This window comes from Geodermatophilaceae bacterium NBWT11, from assembly GCA_014218215.1.
Taxonomy (GTDB): Bacteria; Actinomycetota; Actinomycetes; order Mycobacteriales; family Geodermatophilaceae; genus Klenkia.
In genome coordinates this window covers 3,324,729-3,346,300 of record CP043652.1, presented here as the reverse complement: position 1 = coordinate 3,346,300, position 21,572 = coordinate 3,324,729, and the positions used below count along the sequence as shown (strand labels likewise).

25 protein-coding genes are annotated in these 21,572 nt (G+C 74.2%); 16 read left to right on the top strand and 9 right to left on the bottom strand.

The window, feature by feature from the left end; all coding sequences use genetic code 11:
- Positions 1 to 115 precede the first annotated feature (115 nt).
- From F1C76_16210 to F1C76_16195, 4 genes are read right to left on the bottom strand one after another with little or no spacing between them, the layout of a single operon-like run.
- The gene (locus F1C76_16210; GenBank protein QNG37921.1) at positions 116 to 868 is read right to left on the bottom strand and encodes a LamB/YcsF family protein; all 753 of its coding nucleotides are present in this window, start codon (positions 866 to 868) and stop codon (positions 116 to 118) included.
- Positions 868 to 1,830 (bottom strand): ATP-dependent DNA ligase, encoded by a 963-nt coding sequence (locus F1C76_16205; protein ID QNG37920.1) that lies wholly within the window; start codon positions 1,828 to 1,830, stop codon positions 868 to 870. The genes F1C76_16210 and F1C76_16205 overlap by 1 nt, the downstream gene beginning before the upstream one ends.
- Before the next feature lie 41 nt (positions 1,831 to 1,871).
- Positions 1,872 to 2,708 (bottom strand): SDR family NAD(P)-dependent oxidoreductase, encoded by an 837-nt coding sequence (locus F1C76_16200; protein QNG39304.1) that lies wholly within the window; start codon positions 2,706 to 2,708, stop codon positions 1,872 to 1,874.
- Positions 2,705 to 3,151, bottom strand: a complete 447-nt coding sequence (locus tag F1C76_16195) for a nitroreductase family deazaflavin-dependent oxidoreductase (protein QNG37919.1) — start codon at positions 3,149 to 3,151, stop codon at positions 2,705 to 2,707. Before F1C76_16195 ends, F1C76_16200 begins: the two co-directional genes overlap by 4 nt.
- Before the next feature lie 81 nt (positions 3,152 to 3,232).
- Between F1C76_16195 and F1C76_16190 the strand changes: the two genes are divergently transcribed.
- From F1C76_16190 to F1C76_16175, 4 genes are read left to right on the top strand one after another with little or no spacing between them, the layout of a single operon-like run.
- Entirely contained in the window at positions 3,233 to 3,649 is a 417-nt protein-coding gene (locus F1C76_16190) for a hypothetical protein (GenBank protein ID QNG37918.1), read from the top strand.
- Complete coding sequence (locus tag F1C76_16185; GenBank protein QNG37917.1) at positions 3,646 to 3,873, top strand: helix-turn-helix transcriptional regulator; 228 nt, start codon at positions 3,646 to 3,648, stop codon at positions 3,871 to 3,873. The genes F1C76_16190 and F1C76_16185 overlap by 4 nt, the downstream gene beginning before the upstream one ends.
- A gap of 9 nt (positions 3,874 to 3,882) precedes the next feature.
- A complete protein-coding gene (locus F1C76_16180) occupies positions 3,883 to 4,260 on the top strand; it encodes a helix-turn-helix transcriptional regulator (protein ID QNG37916.1) in 378 nt (125 codons plus the stop codon).
- Positions 4,257 to 4,613 carry a hypothetical protein gene (locus tag F1C76_16175; GenBank protein ID QNG37915.1) on the top strand — a complete coding sequence of 119 codons (357 nt, stop codon included), beginning with the start codon at positions 4,257 to 4,259 and terminating at the stop codon, positions 4,611 to 4,613. Before F1C76_16180 ends, F1C76_16175 begins: the two co-directional genes overlap by 4 nt.
- Here the strand turns inward: F1C76_16175 and F1C76_16170 are convergent.
- A complete protein-coding gene (locus F1C76_16170; protein QNG37914.1) occupies positions 4,600 to 5,346 on the bottom strand; it encodes a DUF4184 family protein in 747 nt (248 codons plus the stop codon). The genes F1C76_16175 and F1C76_16170 overlap by 14 nt on opposite strands.
- Entirely contained in the window at positions 5,327 to 5,551 is a 225-nt protein-coding gene (locus F1C76_16165) for a DUF4287 domain-containing protein (GenBank protein ID QNG37913.1), read from the bottom strand. The genes F1C76_16170 and F1C76_16165 overlap by 20 nt, the downstream gene beginning before the upstream one ends.
- Positions 5,552 to 5,666: 115 nt before the next feature.
- On the opposite strand from F1C76_16165, the gene F1C76_16160 reads away from it, so the two are divergent.
- The 6 genes from F1C76_16160 (at position 5,667) to F1C76_16135 (ending at position 11,201) form a co-directional block, all read left to right on the top strand.
- A complete protein-coding gene (locus F1C76_16160) occupies positions 5,667 to 6,119 on the top strand; it encodes an antitoxin (protein ID QNG37912.1) in 453 nt (150 codons plus the stop codon).
- 37 nt (positions 6,120 to 6,156) lie between these two features.
- On the top strand, positions 6,157 to 7,797 hold the full coding sequence (locus tag F1C76_16155) for a DUF853 family protein (GenBank protein QNG37911.1): 1,641 nt from the start codon (positions 6,157 to 6,159) through the stop codon (positions 7,795 to 7,797).
- A gap of 347 nt (positions 7,798 to 8,144) precedes the next feature.
- Positions 8,145 to 8,807 (top strand): DUF541 domain-containing protein, encoded by a 663-nt coding sequence (locus F1C76_16150; protein QNG37910.1) that lies wholly within the window; start codon positions 8,145 to 8,147, stop codon positions 8,805 to 8,807.
- On the top strand, positions 8,804 to 9,733 hold the full coding sequence (locus tag F1C76_16145; protein ID QNG37909.1) for a hypothetical protein: 930 nt from the start codon (positions 8,804 to 8,806) through the stop codon (positions 9,731 to 9,733). The genes F1C76_16150 and F1C76_16145 overlap by 4 nt, the downstream gene beginning before the upstream one ends.
- Positions 9,730 to 10,518, top strand: coding sequence for an enoyl-CoA hydratase/isomerase family protein (locus F1C76_16140; protein ID QNG37908.1), 789 nt, complete (start codon positions 9,730 to 9,732; stop codon positions 10,516 to 10,518). Before F1C76_16145 ends, F1C76_16140 begins: the two co-directional genes overlap by 4 nt.
- A gap of 17 nt (positions 10,519 to 10,535) precedes the next feature.
- The gene (locus tag F1C76_16135; GenBank protein ID QNG37907.1) at positions 10,536 to 11,201 is read left to right on the top strand and encodes an NADP oxidoreductase; all 666 of its coding nucleotides are present in this window, start codon (positions 10,536 to 10,538) and stop codon (positions 11,199 to 11,201) included.
- Positions 11,202 to 11,247: 46 nt separating this feature from the next.
- Here F1C76_16135 and F1C76_16130 read toward each other — a convergent pair whose 3' ends face one another.
- The 3 genes from F1C76_16130 to pdxA form a co-directional block, all read right to left on the bottom strand.
- Positions 11,248 to 12,048: a siderophore-interacting protein gene (locus F1C76_16130; GenBank protein ID QNG39303.1), complete on the bottom strand. Its 801-nt coding sequence runs from the start codon at positions 12,046 to 12,048 to the stop codon at positions 11,248 to 11,250.
- Between the two features lie 67 nt (positions 12,049 to 12,115).
- Entirely contained in the window at positions 12,116 to 12,901 is a 786-nt protein-coding gene (locus F1C76_16125) for a DeoR/GlpR transcriptional regulator (GenBank protein ID QNG39302.1), read from the bottom strand.
- A gap of 64 nt (positions 12,902 to 12,965) precedes the next feature.
- A complete protein-coding gene (gene pdxA / locus F1C76_16120; GenBank protein ID QNG37906.1) occupies positions 12,966 to 15,227 on the bottom strand; it encodes a 4-hydroxythreonine-4-phosphate dehydrogenase PdxA in 2,262 nt (753 codons plus the stop codon).
- Between the two features lie 188 nt (positions 15,228 to 15,415).
- On the opposite strand from pdxA, the gene F1C76_16115 reads away from it, so the two are divergent.
- From F1C76_16115 to F1C76_16090, 6 genes are read left to right on the top strand one after another with little or no spacing between them, the layout of a single operon-like run.
- Positions 15,416 to 17,014, top strand: a complete 1,599-nt coding sequence (locus F1C76_16115) for an ABC transporter substrate-binding protein (GenBank protein QNG37905.1) — start codon at positions 15,416 to 15,418, stop codon at positions 17,012 to 17,014.
- Positions 17,011 to 17,985: an ABC transporter permease gene (locus tag F1C76_16110; GenBank protein ID QNG37904.1), complete on the top strand. Its 975-nt coding sequence runs from the start codon at positions 17,011 to 17,013 to the stop codon at positions 17,983 to 17,985. Before F1C76_16115 ends, F1C76_16110 begins: the two co-directional genes overlap by 4 nt.
- Entirely contained in the window at positions 17,982 to 18,947 is a 966-nt protein-coding gene (locus F1C76_16105) for an ABC transporter permease (protein QNG37903.1), read from the top strand. The genes F1C76_16110 and F1C76_16105 overlap by 4 nt, the downstream gene beginning before the upstream one ends.
- Positions 18,948 to 18,964: 17 nt before the next feature.
- Entirely contained in the window at positions 18,965 to 19,792 is an 828-nt protein-coding gene (locus F1C76_16100) for an ABC transporter ATP-binding protein (protein QNG39301.1), read from the top strand.
- On the top strand, positions 19,789 to 20,595 hold the full coding sequence (locus F1C76_16095) for an ABC transporter ATP-binding protein (protein QNG37902.1): 807 nt from the start codon (positions 19,789 to 19,791) through the stop codon (positions 20,593 to 20,595). The genes F1C76_16100 and F1C76_16095 overlap by 4 nt, the downstream gene beginning before the upstream one ends.
- Positions 20,592 to 21,566 (top strand): aldo/keto reductase, encoded by a 975-nt coding sequence (locus F1C76_16090; protein ID QNG37901.1) that lies wholly within the window; start codon positions 20,592 to 20,594, stop codon positions 21,564 to 21,566. The genes F1C76_16095 and F1C76_16090 overlap by 4 nt, the downstream gene beginning before the upstream one ends.
- The last annotated feature ends 6 nt before the right edge of the window (positions 21,567 to 21,572 follow it).

The window sequence follows — 21,572 nt, the reverse complement described above, 5'->3', positions numbered from 1 at the left end:
ACGTCGAGCACCCCGGCCGGGGGGTCGGCCGCCAGCGTCCGGTGCAGGGCGAGGACGGCGTCCAGGTCGTCGAGCTCGACCAGCAGTCCGGCGTCCCCGCTGGGCAGCAGCCGCATCAGCGGGCGAAGGGGGCGAGCCCCACGCCGGCCCCGGCGAGGGCGTCGCGCACCTGCCGGGCGATGTCGACGGCCCCGGGGGTGTCGCCGTGCACGCAGATCGAGCCGGGCTGCAGGGTCAGCTCCCCGCCGTCCACGTCGGCGACCGTCCGCCCGGTGGCCATCGCGACGCAGCGGCGGGCGATCTCCGCGGCGTCGTGCAGCACGGCCCCCGGCAGCCGGCGGGAGACCAGCGTGCCCTCGGGGGTGTACGCCCGGTCGGCGAACGCCTCGGCGATCGTGGTGAGCCCCGCCTCGGCGGCCAGCCGGAGGAACACCGAGCCCAGCAGGCCGAGCACCGGCAGCGTGGCGTCGTAGTCGACGACGGCAGCGACCACGGCCGCCGCCTGCTCCTCGTGGTGCACGATCGCGTTGTAGAGCGCCCCGTGCGGCTTGACGTAGCGCACCCGGTCACCGGCCACCCGGGCGAACCCGTCCAGCGCCCCGAGCTGGTAGAGCACGTCCTGGGTGAGGGCGTACGGCTCGACGTCGATGAACCGGCGGCCGAAGCCGGGCAGGTCGCGGTAGCCCACCTGGGCACCGATCGCCACGCCCCGCTCGACGCACCGGGCGGTCACCCGGCGCATCGTCACCGCGTCCCCGGCGTGGAACCCGCAGGCGACGTTGGCACTGGTGACGACTTCGAGCAGGGCGTCGTCGTCGCCCAGCACCCACTGGCCGAAGCCCTCGCCGAGGTCGGAGTTGAGGTCCATCAGGCCTCGGGCTCCGGCGGCACCTCGGCACCGGCGGCCTCGTCGCGGTCGGCCCACTCCAGCAGCGGCGCCAGGTCGAAGGGGTGCGCGTCGATGTCGGCGTGCAGGTCGCCCAGCTCGGCGAACCGGGCGGGCACCGTGGCGATGGTGAAGTCGCCGGGCTCGACGTCGGCGACCTCGGCCCAGGTGACCGGGGTGGAGACCGTGGCCTCGCGGTTGCCGCGCACCGAGTAGGCGGCGGCGAGGGTGTGGTCGCGGGCGTTCTGGTTGTAGTCGACGAACAGGGCGCTGGGGTCGCGGTCCTTGCGCCACCACGTCGTCGTCACGTCCGACGAGCGGCGCTCCACCTCACGGGCGAAGGCCAGCGCGGCCCGGCGGACGTCGGTGAACCCGTGCACCGGGGGGATCCGGACGTAGACGTGCAGGCCGCTGCCGCCCGACGTCTTCGGGTACCCGACGGCGCCGAGCTCCTCGAGCACCTCCTGGACGACGCCGGCCACCCGCCGCACCGTGCCCCAGTCGGCGTCGGGCATCGGGTCGAGGTCGATCCGCCACTCGTCGGGCAGTTCGACGTCGGGCCGACGGCTGTTCCACGGGTGGAACTCGACCGTGGACATCTGCACCGCCCAGGCCACGTGCGCCAGGTGGGTCACGCAGAGCTCGTCGGCGGTCCGTTTGTAGCGCGGGAAGAACACCCGCACGGTCTCCAGCCACGGCGGCGCCCCGGCCGGCACCCGCTTCTGGTGCACCTTGTCGCCGTCCACACCCGTCGGGAAGCGGTGCAGCATGCAGGGCCGCTCGCGCAGCGCGTTCACGATCCCGGGGCCGACGGCGAGGTAGTACTCCAGCAGGTCCCGCTTGGTCTCCCCGCGCGCGGGGAAGTAGACCCGGTCGGGGCTGGACAGCCGCACGTCCAGCCCGTCGACGTCGATCTCGACCGCATCGCCGGCCTTGCTCGCCATGGGCAGAACCTAGCCGCGACCGACGAGAAGGGCGCTTCTCGTCAGGGGGCGAGGCCCACGAGGTCGGCGGAGAGGTCCCAGAGCTCGCGGGCGCGGCGGTCGTCCTTCGCGGCGAGCAGGGTCAGGCCGATCGAGCGGTCGACGTGGTAGCCGCCGTTGCGCCAGCCCTCGGGGGCGGTGGCCAGCCAGACCATGGTGTCCGCACCGTGCGCCGGGGTGCGGAAGAACGCGGTCAGCGGGGTGCGGAACGTCAGCCCGACGACACCGCCCGAGGCGACCCCGAAGGAGCTGGCCACCGCGCCGGGGTCGTAGCAGGTGCTGCTCACGTCCGGGGCCCACCGGCGGGCGAGCTCCCGGGTGGTGAGCACGTTGGCGAACTTGGCCTTGGCGTAGGCGCGGTTGGCCACGTACGGCGGGCGCGACTCGTACGCCCGGGCCAGCCGGCCGCGCGGGACCCAGCCGAAGCGGTGCATGAACGAGGCCGTGTGCACCACCCTCCCGCGAGCGGCGCGCAGCTGGGGCTCGAGCAGCCGGGTGAGCAGGTAACCGGCGAGGTGGTCGACCTGGAACGTGGTCTCGTGGCCGTCCACGGTGAGCCGGCGCCTGCCGAAGGACGCGCCCGCGTTGTTGCAGAGCACGTCGACCCGGGGGTGCCGTGCGGCGATGGCCGCCGCGAGCGCGCGGACGTCGTCCAACCGGGCGAAGTCCGCGGTCAGCGGTTCGGAACCGGGCAGCTCGGCGGCCACCGCGGCGGTCTTCTCCGGGGAGCGGCCGACCACGACGACGTGCGCGCCGTCGCGGTGCAGCCGGCGGGCCGCCGCCGCGCCGATGCCGTCGGAGGCACCGGTGACGACGACGACCCGCCCGTCGCCGCTCAGGCCCGGGGCTCCACGAGCACGACCGGGATCTCCCGGTCGGTCTTGCGCTGGTAGTCGGCGTAGTCGGGGAAGGCCGCGACGGCGCGCTCCCACCAGACCGCCTTCTCCTCCCCGCTGATCTCGCGGGCCTGGCCGTCCCACACCTGCTCGCCGTCCTGGACGGTCACCTGGTCGGGGTGGGCCTTGAGGTTGAAGTACCAGGTGGGGTGCTTGGGCGCCCCGCCCTGGCTGGCGACCATCGCGTAGACGCCGTCGTGCTCGACCTTCATCAACGGGTTCTTGCGGACCTTGCCGCTCTTGGCCCCACGCGTGGTGAACACGACGACGGGCTCGGGGCGGTTCGGGAGGGTGTTGGCCTCCCGGCCGCCGGTGCGCTCGTAGGTCTCGACCTGGTCGCGGACCCACTTCTCGGGGCTGGGCTCGTACTCGCCTTCCAGTGGCATGCCCCGACCCTAGGACCCCGCGGCGCGACCTGCCTGTCAAGGACGCTTGACACCGAGCGCCGCCCGGGACACGGTGGGGGCATGACAAGCGACCTTGACACCCCGCGCCGCAGCGCCGGCGACCGCTCCCGCGCCACCGCTTACCTGCGTGACTTCCTGCCCGGGGTGGTCGGCTACGTCGTGGTGATCGGGCTGGTCGGCGCGTTCGGCGACCTGGACGGCGACTCGCCCGCCCGCTTCGGCTGGGCGCTCCTGCCGGTGCTGCCCGCGATCTGGATCGGCTGGGCGGTGCTGCGCCACCTGCGCCGGGTCGACGAGTACGAGCAGCTCGTCCTGCTGCGCGGACTGGCGGTGGGCTTCGCCGTCGCCATGCTCGCCGCCGTCGTGCTCGGGATGCTGGCCGTGGCCGGCGTGGCCCTGCTCCTGGCGCCCTGGTTCGTCTTCGCCGCGGGGATGGCCGGCTGGGCCGTCGCGACCGGGGTGCTGAACGCCCGGTGAGGAACTCGCTGCGACCACTCCGCGAGGAGCGCGGCTGGAGCCAGGCCGCGCTCGCCGACGCCCTCGGGGTCTCCCGGCAGACCGTGAACGCGCTGGAGACCGGGCGCTACGACCCCAGCCTGCCGCTGGCCTTCCGCATCTCCGCGCTGTTCGAGCGGCCCATCGAGAGCCTCTTCCACCCGGACGAGCTGGTTTCTGGAACGATCGGTCAAGAACTGGGCTAGGGTGGGTGCATGGCCCGCCCCCGCAGCTTCGACGAGGCGGTCGCCGTGCGTGCCGCGGCCGCCGTGTTCGCCGCCCGGGGCTACGAGGGCACCAGCGTCGACGACCTGGTGACCGCCCTCGGGATCCAGCGGGGCTCGCTCTACGCGGCCTTCGGCAGCAAGCGGGCGCTGTACCTGCGGGTGCTCGGCGACCACGTGCAGGCCCTGCCGGACGACGACCTCACCCTCCTGCTGCGCGCCGCGGTGGAACGAGCACCGGTCGACGACGACGTCGCCGTCCTGGTCTCCGCCGGGTTCGACCGGCTGCGCCCCACCACCGACGACCTGCCCGGCCTGCTGGGCCGGGAGCTGATCGCGCACGCCACCCGACGACCGGAGGAACCATGACCGAGATCGACGTGACCACCGACCAGCTCGTGGTGACCCTGCACGGCTGGGACCGGGTCTGGGCCCTCAAGCGCCGGATCGCCGTCCCGCTGGGTGCCGTCCGCGGCGCCACCGCCGACCCCGGCATGAGCCGGGAGCCCGCCGGCCTCCGGGCGCCGGGCACCCACCTCCCCCGCGTCATCACGGCGGGCACGTACTTCCGCGGCGGCGAGCGGGTGTTCTGGAACCTGCGCGCCTCCCTGGAGCCGGTGGTGGTCGAGCTGGCCGGGCAGCGCTACGCCCGCCTCGTGCTCGGCGCCCCCGACGCCCGGGCCACCGCCGAGCGCATCGAGCGGGCGCTCACCCGGAGCTGATTCGCCGCCGGACGTGCCAGCCCAGGGCCAGCACGACCGTGGTGACCAGCGCGGCCGTCCCGCCGGTGAAGGCGGCCAGCACCGCCACGCTGCGCAGGTCGGGCTGACCCACGGCTCCGGCCGCACCGGCCACCACCGCGATCGCGGCCACCAGCAGCCAGGCCCACGGGCGCCGCGCCGGCACCGGACGGACCGGCGCGCGCCGCCACCAGAGCACCAGCCAGCCCAGGACGACGAGCCCGCCGATCAGGCTGCTCGTCTCCTGGGCCCAGCTCCACCCCGGGCGCCCACCCGCGTCGTCGGCCAGGAACGCCAGGTGTCGGGTGCCCCAGCGGCCGGGGTGGGTGAACTCGTCCCAGAGCACGTGCGTGCCGGCGCCCAGCAGCACCCCGCCCACCACCCCGGCGGCCCCGCGGGGACCGGCCACCGGCAGCCCGGTCCGCACCGCGCCCAGCCGGGCCCGCAGCGCGGCCGGGGCACCGGCCACCACCGGCGCGGCCAGCACCCCGTGCCACAGCGCCCACAGCAGCAACCCGCCCGCCAGGTCGACGGTCACCAGGGCCGGCGCGGTGTGCGTGCGCACGCCGAGGTCGACGGGCAGGTAGTACGGCAGGTCGGGCACCGTGCTGCCGGCCACCAGCGCCGACGCCGGCAGACCGGTGCGCAGGAACGGCAGGACGGCGGCGGGGTGGCTCAGCGTGAAGGGCACGGGCTCAGCCGGCGGTGTCCTCAGCGAGGGTGTGCGCGACCAGGGCGTTCGCGTGCCCGTGGCCCATCCCGTGCTCGGCCTTGAGCCAGGCGACCAGCGCCATGTGCCTGATCCCGGGCTCGGCTGCCCGCCGCTCCCGGACCAGCCCCTGCCACTCCGCGATCGGTCTGCCGTGCTTGGCCTCGATCGACGGGAAGTAGCTCGCCGGCCCCTGCACCTTCTCGCTCATGCGGGCATCCTGACCGACCCCACCGACATCGGGGGCCAGCCCCTCCCGCTGTTGTCGGTCTTCCCCGGGACCGGCAGGCTGAGGCCGGACAGCCCGACGAGTGGAGGAGCGCGACATGGTGGACTTCGGCAAGATCGCCAAGCAGGCGCAGCAGGCACTCAGCGACAGCGCCGAGAAGCTCGAGACCGCGGTGAAGGACAACGCCGGCAAGATCGAGGGCGCGGTCGACAAGGCCGGGCAGTTCGCCAAGGACAAGTTCCCGGACAAGGCCGCACAGATCGACCAGGCCGCGAGCAAGGCCAAGGGCGCCGTCCCCAGGCACGAGGACGCGACCGGCACGTCCGCCCCGGGTTCGCCGCTGAGCAGCGTGCCCACCCCGGTCGAGACCGCGCCCACGACCACCCTGCCGACGGACACCCCGCCGGACCCCTCGGCCACCCCCGAGGTCGACCGCACCGCCGCCGAGGCCGCCGGGGTCCAGTCGACCTCGCCGTCCAGCGCCGGGTTCGCCCCGCCGGCTCCCTCGCCCACGCCCGAGGTCGACCGCGTCGTGCGCGACCAGGGCTGACCCGGTCGACGACGGACGACCAGGGCCGGACGACGACGTGACCGCACCGCAGCAGCCCCCGACCGACCCGTCCCCCACCGAGGGGGTGGACCCGGTCGCGGCGGAGATCGCCGCGGGCTACGCGTTCACCGGTCCGGCCCTGGAGTTCGGCGCCGTGGTGCACGGCGGGAAGCCGCACCCCGGCGCCCAGGTGCGGGTGCCGCTGTCGATGATGAACCGGCACGGCCTCATCGCCGGGGCCACCGGCACCGGCAAGACCAAGACCCTGCAGCTGCTGGCCGAACAGCTCTCGGCACAGGGCGTGCCGGTGGTGCTCGCCGACGTCAAGGGCGACCTGACCGGCCTCGCCCAGCCCGGCGCGACCAGCGACCGGGTCACCCAGCGGGCCACCGACACCGCCGACGCGTGGACGCCCACCGGGTTCCCCGTCGAGTTCCTGGCGCTGGGCGGGCTGGGCACCGGGGTGCCGGTGCGCTCGACGATCACCGACTTCGGCCCGGTGCTGCTGGCCAAGGTGATGGACCTCAACGCCACCCAGGAGAGCTCGCTGGGCCTGGTGTTCCACTACGCCGACCAGGCCGGCCTGCCGCTGCTGGACCTCAAGGACCTCCGCGCGGTCATCTCCTGGCTGATCAGCCCCGAGGGCAAGGCCGACCTGCAGGGCCTGGGCGGGTTGAGCAAGGCCACCGCCGGGGTGATCCTGCGCAACCTGATCGCCCTGGACGACCTGGGCGGCGACGTCTTCTTCGGTGAGCCCGAGTGGGAGACCACCGACCTGATCCGCACCGCCCCCGACGGCCGCGGGGTGATCAGCTCCGTCGAGCTCACCGAGGTGCAGGACCGCCCGGCGCTGTTCTCCACCTTCCTCATGTGGCTGCTGGCCGACCTGTTCGAGGAGCTGCCCGAGGTCGGGGACGTGGACAAGCCGAAGCTGGTCTTCTTCTTCGACGAGGCGCACCTGCTCTTCACCGACTCCAGCAAGGCCTTCCTGGAGTCGGTCACCCAGACCGTGCGGCTGATCCGGTCCAAGGGCGTCGGGGTCTTCTTCGTGACCCAGAACCCGACCGACGTGCCCACCCCGGTGCTCGGGCAGCTCGGCAACCGGGTGCAGCACGCGCTGCGGGTCTTCACCCCCGACGACGCGACCGCGCTGAAGAAGACGGTGAAGACCTACCCGACGTCGGAGGCCTACGACGTCGCCGAGACGCTCACGTCGCTGGGCACCGGCGAAGCGGTGGTCACCGTGCTCTCCGAGCGCGGCGCCCCGACCCCGGTCGCCTGGACGATGGTCCGGGCGCCGCGCTCCTTCATGGGCCAGATCGACCCGGCCGTCCAGCAACAGGCCGTGGCGTCGTCCCCGCTGCACGCGAAGTACGCCACCGCGGTGGACCGGGAGTCGGCCTACGAGCAGCTCGCCGCCCGGCTCGCCCCGCCGCCCGCTCCCCCGGCCCCGGCACCCGCACCGCGGTCCGCCCCCGAGCCGGACAGCTGGCGCGAGCCCGACCTCGGGCGCGCCGAGCCGGCACCCCGCCGCCGGGAGCGCGCCCCCGAGCCCGAGCCGGACCTGGTGAGCCGCGTGTTGGGCTCCTCGGCGTTCCGGTCGTTCACCCGGTCGGCCGCCTCGGCGCTGGGCCGGGAGATCACCCGCGGCGTCTTCGGCACCCGCCGGCGGCGCTGACCCGGGTCGGTCGTCGGGTCAGTCGTTCGGTGGCCGGATCAGGCTGACCAGCACCAGCCCGGCGAAGACGACCCCGAACACCAGCATCGAGGGCTGCCCCAGCAGCCACGAGGTGAGCACCGCACCCAGCAGGCAGACCACGCCGAGGACCGCGAGGGTGACGAACCTGCCCTCTGCCAGCGCCATCGCTGCTCCTCCCACCGGGTGAGAGCGCAGCCTGTCACCGGCGGGTCACAGGCCCGTCACGACCGGGAGAGCGTCACCGACCCGTGACCTGAGGGGGCCCGTCGAGCGGGCCGGGCCGGCAGGCGGGACGATCCGGTGTCGGCACAGCAGGAGGAGGAACCTTGGAACCCAGCCCCACCCCCCGGGTGGTCGTGCGCGGCGAGGTCACCCTCCGGGTGCCGCCCTCGCACGCCACCCTGAGCATCACCGCCACCGGCCGCGACCGCCGGCAGGACCGCGCACTGGCCCAGCTGGGCGAGCACCAGCAGCAGGTGACCGAGCTGCTCCAGCGGTTCAGCGACCGGGTGACCCGGCACTCGACCGCCGGGGTGTCGGTACGTCCCGAGCTCGCCGAGAAGAACCGCGTCACCGGGTACGTCGCGAGCGTGACCACCCAGGTGCGGATCGACGACGTCGACCGGGTCGGCGAGGTGGCGGTCGCCGCGGCCGGTCTCGAGGGCTGCTCGCTGTGGGGCCCGAGCTGGCGGCTGGACCGGGACGCCCCCGAGTACGGGCAGGCCCGCACCGAGGCGATCAGCGAGGCCCTGAGCAGGGCCCGCGGGTACGCCGCCGCCGTCGGCAGCAGCGTCACCGGTCTCGTCGAGCTGCGCGACGTGGGCACCGGGGCGATGGCGCCGATGGCCTTCGCCGCCGGGGGCGCACGGATGCGTGGTGCCGCCGCCGCGGCACCCGAGCTGGACCTCGAGCCCGCGCTGCAGGAGGTGCACGGCGCCGTCGAGGCCGTGTTCACCCTCTCGCCGCCCGACCTGGACGCACTGGCATGAGGTACCGCGAGGGTGCCGACGTCGACACGTCCGGCGTGCAGGACCGCCGCGGTGGCGGCGGTGGTCGGGGCGGTGGCCGCGGGCTGGCCGTCGGCGGTGGCGGGCTGGGCGTCGTGGGGCTGATCGTGGTCGTGCTGTTCCAGGTCCTCGGCGGCGGCGGGGGAGGCGGGGGCGGGTCGTCCGCCGGGCTGTCCGACGTGCTCGGGGGCCTGCAGCAGGGCCAGACCGCCGACAACACCGACCTCGAGGCGGCCTGCCAGGACGGCGCGGACGCCAACTCCTCGGTCGACTGCGCCACCGCGGCCAACATCGACTCGATCCAGGACTACTGGGAGCAGACGCTGGAGGGCTACGTCCGCACCGACACCGTCTTCTTCTCCGACCAGGTGCAGACCCGGTGCGGCGGGGCGACCTCCGGGTCGGGGCCCTTCTACTGCCCGGCCGACCAGCTGGTGTACATCGACCTGTCGTTCTTCGACGACCTGCAGAGCCGGTTCGGCGCCGAGGGCGGGTTGTTCGTCAACGCCTACGTGATCGCCCACGAGTACGGCCACCACGTGCAGAACCTGCTGGGCACCAACGCGCAGGTGCAGCCCGGGGAGACCGGCCCGACCAGCGGCACCGTGCGGCTGGAGCTGCAGGCCGACTGCTACGCCGGCACGTGGGCGAACCACGCGGAGACCGTGCCCGACGCGTCGGGTCAGCCGCTGATCGCCGAGATCACCCAGGCCGACATCGACGGGGCGCTGGACGCCGCCGGCCGCATCGGTGACGACTTCATCCAGACCGAGCTGGGCGGTGGCACCGTGGACCAGGACGCGTTCACCCACGGGTCCTCCGAGCAGCGGCAGCGCTGGTTCACCACCGGCTACCAGAGCGGCGACCCGAACGCGTGCGACACGTTCGGCACCGACGACCTGGGATGAGCGACCTCTCCGTCACCGTCGAGGGCTCCCTGGCCACGCTCACCGTCGACCGGGCCGACAAGCGCAACGCGATGACCGGCGCCATGTGGGCCGCCGTCCCGGGCCTGCTGGCCGACCTGGCAGCCGACCCCCGGGTGCGCGTGCTGGTGGTGACCGGCGCGGGCCCGTCGTTCTGCGCCGGGGCCGACATCGCCGACCTGCTCGGCGGACCCGACCCGGCCGACCCGATGGCCCAGCTGCGGGCGGCGAACCTGGCCGCCCAGCACGCCCTGCGCACCTTCCCGCACCCCACCATCGCGATGGTGCGCGGGCACTGCATCGGCGGCGGGGTGGAGCTGGCGGCGTGCTGCGACCTCCGGTTCACCGACGACACCGGGGTCTTCGGGGTCACCCCGGCCAAGGTGGGCGTGGTCTACCCGGCCGAGCCCACCCGGGCACTGCTGGACCTGGTGGGACCGGCGACGACCAAGCTGCTGCTGTTCAGCGGCGAGCTGCTGGACGCCGCCGAGGCCCTGCGGGTCGGCCTGGTGGACAAGCTGCTGGCCCCCGACGCGCTGGAGCCCGAGGTGCGCCGCTTCGCCGACGTGCTGGCCTCCCGGTCCGCGCTCACGCAGCGCGCCAGCAAGGAGGTCCTCGCCGCCCTCACCCACAGCGCGGACGCCGATGCGGTGGCCCGGCGCTGGTACGGCGAGACCATCGCCAGCGGCGAGCTCGCCGAGGGCGTCACCGCCTTCGCCGAGCGTCGTCCGCCCCGGTTCGGATGGGCCGGAACGGGCGGCAGCTGACCGTTGTTGGGCCCCACATGACCACCATCGGCATCATCGGGGCCGGCCTGATCGGCTCCCAGCTCGCCCGCATCTCCACCGACGCCGGCTACGACGTCGTGATCGCCAACTCCCGCGGCCCGGAGACCCTCGCCGACCTCGTCGCCGAGATCGAGGCCCGCGACTCCCGCCAGGGCTCGATCTCCGCGGCCACCGCCGCCGAGGCCGGTGCCGCCGGCGAGGTCGTCGTCGTCACCGTGCCGCTGAAGAACCTGGGCGACGTCCCGGTCGAGCCGCTGGCCGGCAAGACCGTGATCGACACCAACAACTACTACCCCGAGCGGGACGGCCACATCGCCGCCCTCGACGAGGAGACCACCACCACCGCCGAGATGGCGCAGGCCCACCTGCCCACCTCGCACGTGGTCAAGGCCTTCAACCACATCTACTCCGAGCACCTGACCAGCAAGCGCGCAGCGACCGGCACCGAGCACCGCCGCGCGCTGGTCATCGCCGGGGACGACGCCGACGCCAAGGCGTGGGTCGCCGAGTACATCGACCGGATCGGCTTCGACACGTTCGACGTCGGCCCGCTCGCCGAGGGCTGGCGCATCCAGCGGGACACCCCCGGCTACGGCCCGGAGTTCCACGTCGAGCAGCTGCGCCAGGCGACCGCGGAGGCCAAGCGCTACCGCGACATGTGAGCAGTGGAGGGCAGGAGTGCAGCTTCTCTGCGCTCCTGCCCTCCGCTCAGGCGGTGAGGGCGGCCTCGTCGGCCTCGACGGCGGCGTTCCACTCCGGCTTCTCGGCCTGCCAGCGGTCCTCGGTGCGCCCGAGCCGCCAGTACCCCGACACGCTCATCCGCTCCCGCGGCAGGTCCAGCTCGGCCCGCAGGAACCGGCGCAGCTCGCGGACGAACCCGGCCTCCCCGTGCACGAACGCGTGCGGGGTGCCGGCCGGGCGCTCGGCCGACAGCACGGCCGCGGTCAGCGCCGCGCCGACCGGCTGCGAGCCCCGGTACACCCAGGTGACCCCGGGCAGGTCCTGCTCGTCGGCCGGGCCCTCCACCTCGACGAACACCTCGGCCGGGACGCCGGCGGGGAGCCGGGGCAGCGCGGCCGCGATGGCCGGCAGCGCCGAGTCGTCGCCGACGAGCAGGTGCCAGTCGGCGTCCGGGCTGGGGGCGTAGGCGCCGCCGGGGCCGGCGAACTGCAGCTGGTCACCCGGCTGGGCCGCCGAGGCCCAGGGCCCGGCCACCCCGTCGTCCCCGTGGGTGACGAAGTCGATGGTGAGCTCGCCGGCGGCGGCGTCCCACTCCCGGACGGTGTAGGTGCGGCTGACCGGCCACAGCTCGGCGGGGTGCTCGGCCTGCACGGCCTCGGCGTTGAAGGGCGCGTCGTAGGGAGCCCCCTTCGGCGGGAGCTGCAGCTTGACGTAGTGGTCGGTGAAGTCGCCGGCGCCGAAGCCGGTGAGCGACTCCCCGCCCAGCACCACCCGGACCAGGTGCGGGGTGACCCGCTCGGTGCGGACGACGGTGCCCACCCGGGTCACCCGCCGCTTCCTCGGTGCCTGCGTCACGTGCTCTCCTCAGTTAGGGTGCCCTAACCGTACGCCGCCCTCAGGGTGCCTCGGCGAGGCCCTGCGGGTCCACGACGACCACCGACACCCCGGCGGCGAGGAACGGGGCCAGTGCGGCGGGCTCGGCGCCGTCGTCGGTGACCAGCGTCCACGGGTCGGTCAGCCGCGCCCAGGCGTGGAAGGGCCGCCGGCCGAGCTTGGCCGCGTGGGCGAGCACGTAGACGTGCTGGGCCCGGCGGGCCATCAGCTCCTTGAGCCGGGTCTGCTCGAGCGCGGCCTCGCAGATGCCGCTGTCGGCGGTCACCCCGTCGGCGCCCAGGAAGACCCGGTCGAAGGTCATCCGCTCCAGCGCGGCCTCGGTCAGCGGGCCGACGAACCCCTGCGAGAGGTGGCGCAGCGTGCCGCCGAGGCACTCCACGTGCACGTCCTCGACGTCGGCGAGCGCCTCCAGCACCGTGAGCCCGGTGGTGGCCACGGTCAGCGGGGTGGTGGCCCGCAGCTCGTGGGCGACCGCGCCGACCGTGGACCCGGCGTCCAGCAGCACCGTCTCCCCCGGCCGCACCTGCGCCGCCGCCCACCGGGCGATGCCCCGCTTGGCGCTGTAGGCCTCGCCGGTGCGCTGGCGCAGCGAGGTCTCCGGGTGCGCGATGAGCGCCATCGCCCCGCCGTAGGTGCGGGCGAGCCGGCCGTCGCCGGTCAGCTGGGCGAGGTCCCGGCGGATGGTGGAGGCGGTCACCTCGAAGACGCCGGCCAGCTCCTCCACCGAGGCCAGCCCGCTGGTGGTGGCCAGCCGGACGATCTCCTCCCGCCGGGCGCGGGAGCCCAGCTGCCGGGAGGTGGCGGTGTCGTCGTCGGTCGGCACGTCGTCGTGCACGGGTCCTCCTCCGGGCTCAGGCCGCCGGGGCGGGCGACATCTGCGCAGCCTGCCGCAGTGCCTCGATCATGCTGCGGACGTCGACCTTGCCGGTGCCCGCGATGTCGAAGGCGGTGCCGTGGTCGACCGAGGTGCGGATGACCGGGAGCCCGACGGTGATGTTCACCCCGGCCTCGATGCCCAGGATCTTCACGGGGCCGTGGCCCTGGTCGTGGTACATCGCGACGATCAGGTCGTAGTCACCGCGGCCGGCGACGAAGAAGGCGGTGTCGGCGGGCATCGGGCCGCGGGCGTCGATGCCGTCGGCCTGCAGCACCTCGATGGCGGGGACGATCTTCTCCTCCTCCTCGCCGTAGCCGAACAGGCCGTTCTCCCCGGCGTGCGGGTTGATGCCGCAGACGCCGATCCGCGGGTTCTCGATGCCGGCGCGGACCAGGGCGTCGTGGCCGCGACGGACGGTGCGCTCGACCAGGCCGGGCTCGATCTTGGCGATGGCGTCGATGAGCCCGATGTGGGTGGTCACGTGGATGACCCGGATCTTGGGCGAGCTGAGCATCATCGAGACCTCCTCGATGCCGCAGAAGTGCGCGAGCAGCTCGGTGTGCCCGGGGTAGACGTGCCCGGCGGCGTGCAGCGCCTCCTTGTTCAACGGCGCGGTGCAGATGCCCTGCACCCGGCCGGCCATGGCCAGCTCGGCGGCGACCCGGATGTACTCGTAGGCGGCGTGCCCGGCGACCGGGGACAGCTGCCCGAACGGCAGGTCGGGCGGCAGCAGACCGAGGTCGACCACGTTGATCCGGCCCGGGGTGAAGACCGCCTGCTCGGGGCCCTCGACGGCGACCAGCTCCGGGGCCAGGCCGAGCACGTCGGCGGCCTGCTGCAGCCGGGCGAGGTCGCCGACGACGACGGGGCGGCACGCGGCGTAGGCGGTCTCCTCGATCAGCGCACCCACGACCACCTCGGGGCCGACGCCGGCGCCGTCGCCCATGGTGACCGCGATCCACGGCCGCTGGTCGGTGCCGGTCTCCGGCTGGGCGGCGGGGGTGGTGAGGGTGCTCATCGGGAGGGTGCCTTCCGTCGGGGTGCGGGGGTGCCCTGCATCTGGTCGCAGGGAGTGCAGGATCGAGACGAGGGAGTCCGGGCCGCCGAAGCTGCCGGGCCGGGTGACGACGGTGCGACCGTCGTCGGTGGTGGAGACGACGGCGCCGTGGTGCACCGCGCCCCGGGGGGTCAGCCGGACGACGTCGAGGGCGTCGAGCACCCCGCGAGCGGTCTCCCCGCCGGTGAGGACGAGGTCGACGAGGGAGTCGGTGAGCTGGAGGGCGTCGGCGACGAGCCGGGACAGCCCGGCGGCCAGCGCGCGGGAGGCGGTGGGGTCGACGGCGTCGGCCGGGTCGGGCCGCAGCACCAGCGGTCCGCGTGCGACGGCGGCGGCGACCTCGGCGGCCCACCGCGCCTCGGCCGCGGGCTCGACGAGCGCCGCCACCGGGACGACGAGCTCGGGCACGCCGGTGGCGACGAGCCGGGTGACCTGCTCGGCGGCCACGGCCTCCGCCGTCCCCACCACGACGAGCGGGCCCTGCCGCGGCACGTCCTGGACCCGACGAGAAGGGCGCTCCTCGTCAGCAGGGAGGGTGCGACCGAGGGCGGCGGCGAGGCCGCCGGATCCGGCCAGCGCGACGCCGGGCAGGGTGGCCACCGCGGCGACGACGGCGTCCAGGTCGGCGTCGGTGACGCCGTCGCAGACCGGCACCCGGCCGGCGGCCAGCAGGTCGGCGAGCACGCCCGCCAGCGCGGCCGACCGCACGGTGCCCAGGGCCACGACGGTGACCCGGAGGGGGGCGAGGGCGGCGGTGACCGAGACGGGTGCAGGGCGGCCCTCGGTGGCCCAGGCGTGCACCTCGGCCAGCGGGCGGCCGTCCGCGGTGGGCGTGCCGTCCACGACCACCCGGTCCAGTGCGGGCAGTGCCGGGGCGACGACGACCGGGCCGACGGCGCCCACGGTGGCGGCGACCGGGCCGCGGAGCAGGGAGTCGATCTTCAGCAGCACCTGCGCGGACTGCGCACGATCAACGAGGGCCCGGACGCGGGCCACGACGGCCTCCGGGGCATGGTGGCGGGCGTGCAGGTCGACGACGCAGACCCGCCCGGCGAGCACCGGCGGGGTGTCCCCGGCGAGCAGCAGGGCGACGCCGTCCGCATCGTGTCCCAGCAGGTCAGCGGTCTCTGCAGCACCGGAGAGGTCATCGGCCAGGGCGAGCACCGCAGGGCCGGGCACGTGGGTCACCTGGCACCTCCCGGGGAGCTCGTCGACGTCCGACCGGCAGGTCGGTGCGGTGTGCAGCGTGACACAGAATGCGCACAACGCGCCAGACGCTTGCGCAGAACACGCATGAATGGCACGGTGACCCACGCAACACCGACCTGGCCCGGCGTCCTGCCGGCCGATGACGCGAGAGGTCGACGATGACCAGCAGTTCGAGCAGCGGGGCACGGGTGGGCCGGGAGATCTCCCGGCGGTCCCTGTTCCGGCTGGGTGGCGTGGTGGGGGCCGGGCTGGCCCTCGGCCCCGCGCTCTCCGCCTGCGCCGGCCCCACCGGCACCCCCGGCCCCGGCACGATGACGATGGCGCTGAACCGCTCGCTGGTCAGCCTGGACAACAAGCTCAACCAGTTCGACGCCGCGGTCACCGTGCAGCGCGCCGTCCGGCAGGGCCTGACCCGGATCGGCGCCGACCTCACCCCGGAGCTGGTGCTCGCCGAGCGCTTCGAGCTCACCGGGGACACCGAGTGGACCGTGCAGCTGCGCGACGGGGTCGTCTACTCCGACGGCACCCCGGTCACCCCGCAGGACGTCGCCACCGCGCTGGAGATGTACCAGGGCGTGAACGGCTCCTTCCTGGCCTCCTTCTTCCGCGAGTGGCCCACCGTCGAGGTGCTCGACGAGCGCACGTTCACGATGAACACCGAGCTCCCCGAGCCCAACCTCGACTTCCTGATGGCCAACATCCTCATCACCCCCGCGGCGGCCAACCTGCCCGAGGAGCTGCAGTCCGGCGTGGGCAGCGGCCCGTACGTGGTCACCGCCAGCAACCGGGGCACCGGGGACTACACGCTGCGCCGCAACGAGGCCTACTGGGGCCCGCGCGCGGCGATCGAGACCGTCCAGGTGCGGTTCGTGCCCGAGGAGTCCAGCCGGGTGGTCTCCATGCGCTCGGGCGAGGTCGACGTCATCGACACCATCTCCCCCGACTCCGCCGACCAGCTCGCCGGCGTCCGCGACGTCACCATCGAGCGCACCGACGGGCTGCGGATCAGCCAGCTGTTCTACAACTTCCGCAAGCCGGCCGACCACCCGCTGGCCAACGTCCGGGTCCGCCAGGCGCTGTCGATGGGCATCGACGGGCGGGCGCTGGTCGACGACGTGCTCGTCGGCTCGGTCACCGCAGCCACCGGCGTCGTCCCCGAGGGGCTGTCGGGGGGCACCGGCGGTCACGAGTACGCCTTCGACCCGCGCGGGGCCCGGCAACTGCTGGAGTCCGAGGGCGTCACCGACCTCGAGCTCACGATGATCTGGGAGACCGGGGAGTTCGCCAACGACACCTCGGTGATGGAGGCCGTCGTCCAGATGATGGGCGACATCGGCGTCCGCACCCGGCTCGTGCAGTTCCAGCCCGGCGGCGACATCTCGCTGTGGCGGCAGGGCCGCGGCGGCGACTGGGACGTCCTGGGCAACGGCTTCGCCTCCCCCACCGGCCTGGCGCTGACCATGCTGCAGGGCATGTACGGCGGCACCGCCGAGCGCGAGGCCACCCGCGACACCTACCACGGGTACGTGTTCCCGGAGATCCAGCAGGTGATCACCGCCGCCGGCACCGAGGTCGACCCGAGCCGCCGGCAGACCCTGCTGGCCGAGGCCCAGGACGCGGTCTGGGAGACCTGGCCGTGCATGTGGGCCTTCGTGCCCAACGCGGTGCTCGCCCGGCGCGACCGGGTCAGCGACCTGCTCCTCAAGCCCTCGAACTCCTTCGAACTGTCCTCGACGAAGCTGGCGGCCCGCGCATGACCCGGTACGTGCTCAAGCGGGTCGGGCAGAGCGTCCTGACCCTCTTCCTGACCCTGACCACGGTCTTCGTGCTGCTCCGGCTGGCCCCGGGCGACCCGGCGGCGGCCTACGCCGGGCCCAACCCGACGACCGAGGACCTCGAGCGGATCCGCCAGCAGTTCGGCCTCGACGACTCGATCCTCGTCCAGTACGGGACCTTCCTGAAGGGCCTGGTCACCGGCGACCTGGGGACGTCGTTCTCCTTCCAGGCACCGGCGCTGGACGTCGTCCTCGAGCGGTTGCCGTACACGATCACCCTGGCGCTCTCGGCGATCCTGGTGACCGCAGTCGTCGCCATCCCGCTGGGCGTGTGGATGGCCCGTCGGGCCGACACCGCCAAGGAGTTCGGCGCCAACCTGCTCACCATCACCGGCCAGTCGATGCCCGACTTCTGGAGCGGCATCATGCTGCTCACCGTCTTCGCCGTGGTCGTCCCGGTGTTCCCGGCGTCGGGCTTCACCAGCTGGGGCGGCCTGGTGCTGCCCACGATCACGATCGCGATCCTGCAGATCGCGCTGATCAGCCGGATGGTCCGCCGCGAGATGAGCACCAACATGGCGGCGCCCTACCTGACCGTCGCCCGCTCGCGCGGGGTCGCCGAGCGCTCGCTGACCTGGCGCTACGCGATGAGCAACTCGGCCATCCCGGTGCTCACCGCCCTGGGCACCCGGTTCGCCGCGATGCTCAACGGCGTCGTCGTGGTCGAGGTCGTGTTCGCCTGGCCCGGCGTCGGCAGCCTCGTCGTCCGGGCGCTGGAGACCCGGGACTACCCGCTGATCCAGGCCACCGTGCTGGTCACCGCCGCGCTGACGGTGCTGGTGCAGCTGCTCATCGACCTGGCCTACCCGCTGCTGGACCCCCGGGTGCGGCTGGCGAAGACCACCCCGAAGACCGCGCCCGCGGTCGCCGCCCCCGAGGGAGCCCTCGCGTGACCACCACCCTGACGCCCGGGCCGGCGACCGTGCCCAGCCCGGCACCCGCGGAGCGGCCCAGCGCGGTCACCCCCGCGGACCTCAAGAACGCCGGCGCCCGCCGCCGGGCCCGCAGCTCCCGGGTCAAGCTCTGGGTCGGCGGGGTCTGCACCCTGCTGGTCGTGCTGCCGGTGCTGCTGGCCTCGGTGCTCCCGCTGCCCGGCCCCGACGAGCAGGACCTCGGCGCCCGCCGGCTGGCCCCGTTCACCGACGGGCACCTCTTCGGCACCGACCAGCTGGGCCGCGACCTGCTCTCCCGGGTGCTGCACGGGGGGCAGACCTCGCTGATGATCGGCCTGCTGGCGATCGTGGTCTCCGGGCTGATCGGCATCGCCCTCGGCGCCGCGGCCGGCTTCTTCGGCGGCTGGGTCGACACCGTGGTCTCCCGGCTCCTGGAGGCCCAGCTCTCGCTCCCCCTGCTGCTCATGCTGCTGCTGGTGGTGGCGCTGTTCGGCCCGTCGATCCTGGTCATCACCGTGGTCATCGCGCTGGCCCAGTGGCCCGAGGTCGCCCGGCTCACCCGCTCGCTGGTGCTCGTGGAGCGGGGCAAGCCCTACGTCTCGGCCGCCACCGTGCTCGGGCTGCGCCGCACCTCGGTGCTGGTCCGCCACGTCGTCCCCAACGTGCTCTCCCAGGCCACCCTGGTGGTCCTGCTGCTGCTGGCCCAGGCCGTGCTGCTGGAGTCCGCGCTGTCCTACCTGGGGGCCGGGCCGGAGCGCCCGTTCGCCACCTGGGGCCGGATCATCTCCGACGGGCAGGACTACATCACCACCTCGTGGTGGCTGGTCACGCTCCCGGGCCTGTTCATCGTGCTGCTCGTCGTCGGGGTCAACCTGCTCGGCGACGGCCTGCGCGACCGCACCCGGCGCCCCCGCCGCCGGGCCGCCGCCGGCACCCCCGCCGCGACGAAGACGGAGGCGTGAGCACCGTGGTCTTCCCGATCCCCTTCGACAGCACCCCGATCCTCGAGGTCACCGACCTGCAGGTCGAGCTGGTCACCGCCGACCGCGTCGTCCGCGCCGTGGACGGCGTCTCCTTCCGGATCTCCCGCGGCGAGACGGTCACGCTCATCGGCGAGTCCGGCTCGGGCAAGTCGACGACGGCGATGGGCGTGCTGCAGCTGCTGCCCGACGACCTCGCCGTGCTGTCGGGCTCGGTCAAGGTCGGCGGGGTGGACCTGCTGGTCGACCGGGACGCCGCCCGCCGGATCCGCGGCCGGATGGTCTCCCTCATCCCCCAGGACCCGATGACCGCGCTGTCCCCGGTGCACTCGGTGGGCAAGCAGCTCACCGGCGCGATCCGGCTGGCCGGCCACCCCCGCTCGACCGCCAGGGCCCGGGCCGTCGAGCTGCTGGAGGCCGTGCGCATCCCGCGGCCGGAGGAGCAGCTGGACAAGTTCCCGCACCAGCTCTCCGGCGGCATGCTGCAGCGCGTCCTGATCGCCATCGCCCTGGCCGGGCACCCGGTGCTGCTGGTCGCCGACGAGCCGACCTCGGCCCTGGACGTCACCGTGCAGGCCGGGATCCTGGACCTGCTCATGGAGCTGCAGGAGCGCACCGGCATCGGGATCCTGATGATCACCCACGACCTGGGGGTCGCCCGGTTGGTCAGCGACCGGATCCACGTGATGAAGGACGGCCGCTTCGTGGAGTCCGGCGAGGCCGAGCAGGTCGTGGAGGACCCGCGCGAGGAGTACACCCGGCGGCTGCTGGCCGCCGTCCCCCAGCTCGGCACCTTCGACGAGACCCCCGCGGAGGTGTCGGCATGACCGCCCCGTTCCTGTCCGTGCAGGACCTGGTCGTCAGCTACGGCGACTTCCGGGCCGTGGACGGCGTCAGCTTCGACATCCCCAAGGGCGGGACGCTGGCCGTGGTCGGCGAGTCCGGCTGCGGGAAGTCCACGATCGCCCGGGCCCTGGTCCGGCTGGTCACCCCGACCTCGGGCGCGATCGTCGTGGACGGCACCGACATCGCCCAGCTGAAGGAGAAGCAGCTGCGCCCGCTGCGGCACCGGGTGCAGATGGTCTTCCAGGACCCCTACGGCTCCCTGGACCCGCACCTGACGGCCGAGAAGATCGTCGCCGAGCCGATGCGGGACCGCTCCAAGGCCGACCGGCACCGGGAGGCCGCGCGGCTCATCGACCTGGTCGGGCTGCCGGCCTCCGCGCTGGACCGCCGTCCGGCCGAGTTCTCCGGCGGGCAGCGCCAGCGGATCGGCATCGCCCGGGCGCTGGCCACCAGCCCCGACCTGCTGGTGCTCGACGAGGCCACCAGCGCGCTGGACGTGAGCGTGCAGGCCCAGGTGCTCACCCTGCTGACCGACCTGCAGCGCGAGCGCGGCCTGACCTACCTGTTCATCAGCCACAACCTCGGGGTGGTCAAGCAGATCAGCGACCGGATCGTGGTGATGCGGGCCGGGAGGCTCGTGGAGACCGGGTCCACCGCCGACGTGCTGCGCGCCCCCACCGAGGAGTACACCCGGGCGCTGCGCAAGGCCGCGCTCGACCCCACCACGATGCGCGGCCGCAAGCCCCGTGACGTCGTCCGACAGCTGCAGGGAGCCCCCGCATGACCCTCGAGATCCCCGGGGCCCCGGTCCCGATGAGCCGCCTGGTCCTGGGCACGATGACCTTCGGCGACACCGTGGACGCCGCCGGCTCCGCCGCGATGCTCGACGCCGCCCTGGAGGCCGGGATCACCGGCCTGGACACCGCCAACGGCTACGCCGGCGGGGCCACCGAGACCATCCTCGGCCCCCTGCTGCAGACCCGTCGGGACTCCGTCGTGCTGGCCACCAAGGCCGGCATCCCGCACCCGGACGCCGGGGACCACGCGCCGCTGTCGGCAGCCGCGCTGGAGGCCTCGCTGGCCGGGTCGCTGTCCCGGCTGCAGGTCGACCGGGTGGACCTCTACTACCTGCACCAGCCCGACCGGGCGACGCCGATCCGCGAGACGCTGACGACGATCGCCGGCTTCGTCGCCGACGGCCGGGTCGGCGCGCTGGGCGTCTCGAACCTGGCCGCCTGGCAGATCGCCGAGCTCAACGCCGCCGCCGACGAGGTCGGCTGCCCGCGGCCGGTCGTCGCCCAGCAGCTCTACAACCTGCTGGCCCGCCGGGTCGAGGAGGAGTACCTGGAGTTCGCCCGGGTGAACGGGCTGGCCACGATGGTCTACAACCCGCTCGGCGGCGGGCTGCTCACCGGGAAGCACTCCTTCGACGAGGCCGCGACCAGCGGCCGGTTCGGGGACTCGAAGCTCGCCGCGATGTACAAGCAGCGCTACTGGAACCCCGAGCTCTTCGACGCCGTCGGCCGGCTGTCCGCCGTCGCCGACGGCGCGGGGATCCCACTGGCCGAGCTGTCGCTGCGCTGGCTGCTCGGCTCCCCCGACGTCGCCGCCCTGCTGCTCGGGGGCTCCAAGACCGCCCAGCTGCAGCAGAACGTCGCGGCCGCCGCGGCCGGCCCCCTCCCGGCCGACGTCGTGGCCGCCTGCGACGAGGTCGGCGCCACGCTGCGCGGCCCCATGCCCGCCTACAACCGCTGATCCCTG

Coding starts and splice junctions, on each gene's coding strand:
- F1C76_16210 (QNG37921.1), bottom strand. CDS start 868: ATGGACCTCAACTCCGACCTCGGCGAGGGCTTCGGCCAGTGGGTGCTG.
- F1C76_16140 (QNG37908.1), top strand. CDS start 9,730: ATGAGCGACCTCTCCGTCACCGTCGAGGGCTCCCTGGCCACGCTCACC.
- F1C76_16135 (QNG37907.1), top strand. CDS start 10,536: ATGACCACCATCGGCATCATCGGGGCCGGCCTGATCGGCTCCCAGCTC.
- F1C76_16115 (QNG37905.1), top strand. CDS start 15,416: ATGACCAGCAGTTCGAGCAGCGGGGCACGGGTGGGCCGGGAGATCTCC.
- F1C76_16195 (QNG37919.1), bottom strand. CDS start 3,151: ATGCCACTGGAAGGCGAGTACGAGCCCAGCCCCGAGAAGTGGGTCCGC.
- F1C76_16110 (QNG37904.1), top strand. CDS start 17,011: ATGACCCGGTACGTGCTCAAGCGGGTCGGGCAGAGCGTCCTGACCCTC.
- F1C76_16160 (QNG37912.1), top strand. CDS start 5,667: ATGGTGGACTTCGGCAAGATCGCCAAGCAGGCGCAGCAGGCACTCAGC.
- F1C76_16090 (QNG37901.1), top strand. CDS start 20,592: ATGACCCTCGAGATCCCCGGGGCCCCGGTCCCGATGAGCCGCCTGGTC.
- F1C76_16205 (QNG37920.1), bottom strand. CDS start 1,830: ATGGCGAGCAAGGCCGGCGATGCGGTCGAGATCGACGTCGACGGGCTG.
- F1C76_16095 (QNG37902.1), top strand. CDS start 19,789: ATGACCGCCCCGTTCCTGTCCGTGCAGGACCTGGTCGTCAGCTACGGC.
- F1C76_16180 (QNG37916.1), top strand. CDS start 3,883: ATGGCCCGCCCCCGCAGCTTCGACGAGGCGGTCGCCGTGCGTGCCGCG.
- F1C76_16175 (QNG37915.1), top strand. CDS start 4,257: ATGACCGAGATCGACGTGACCACCGACCAGCTCGTGGTGACCCTGCAC.
- F1C76_16165 (QNG37913.1), bottom strand. CDS start 5,551: ATGAGCGAGAAGGTGCAGGGGCCGGCGAGCTACTTCCCGTCGATCGAG.
- F1C76_16145 (QNG37909.1), top strand. CDS start 8,804: ATGAGGTACCGCGAGGGTGCCGACGTCGACACGTCCGGCGTGCAGGAC.
- F1C76_16190 (QNG37918.1), top strand. CDS start 3,233: ATGACAAGCGACCTTGACACCCCGCGCCGCAGCGCCGGCGACCGCTCC.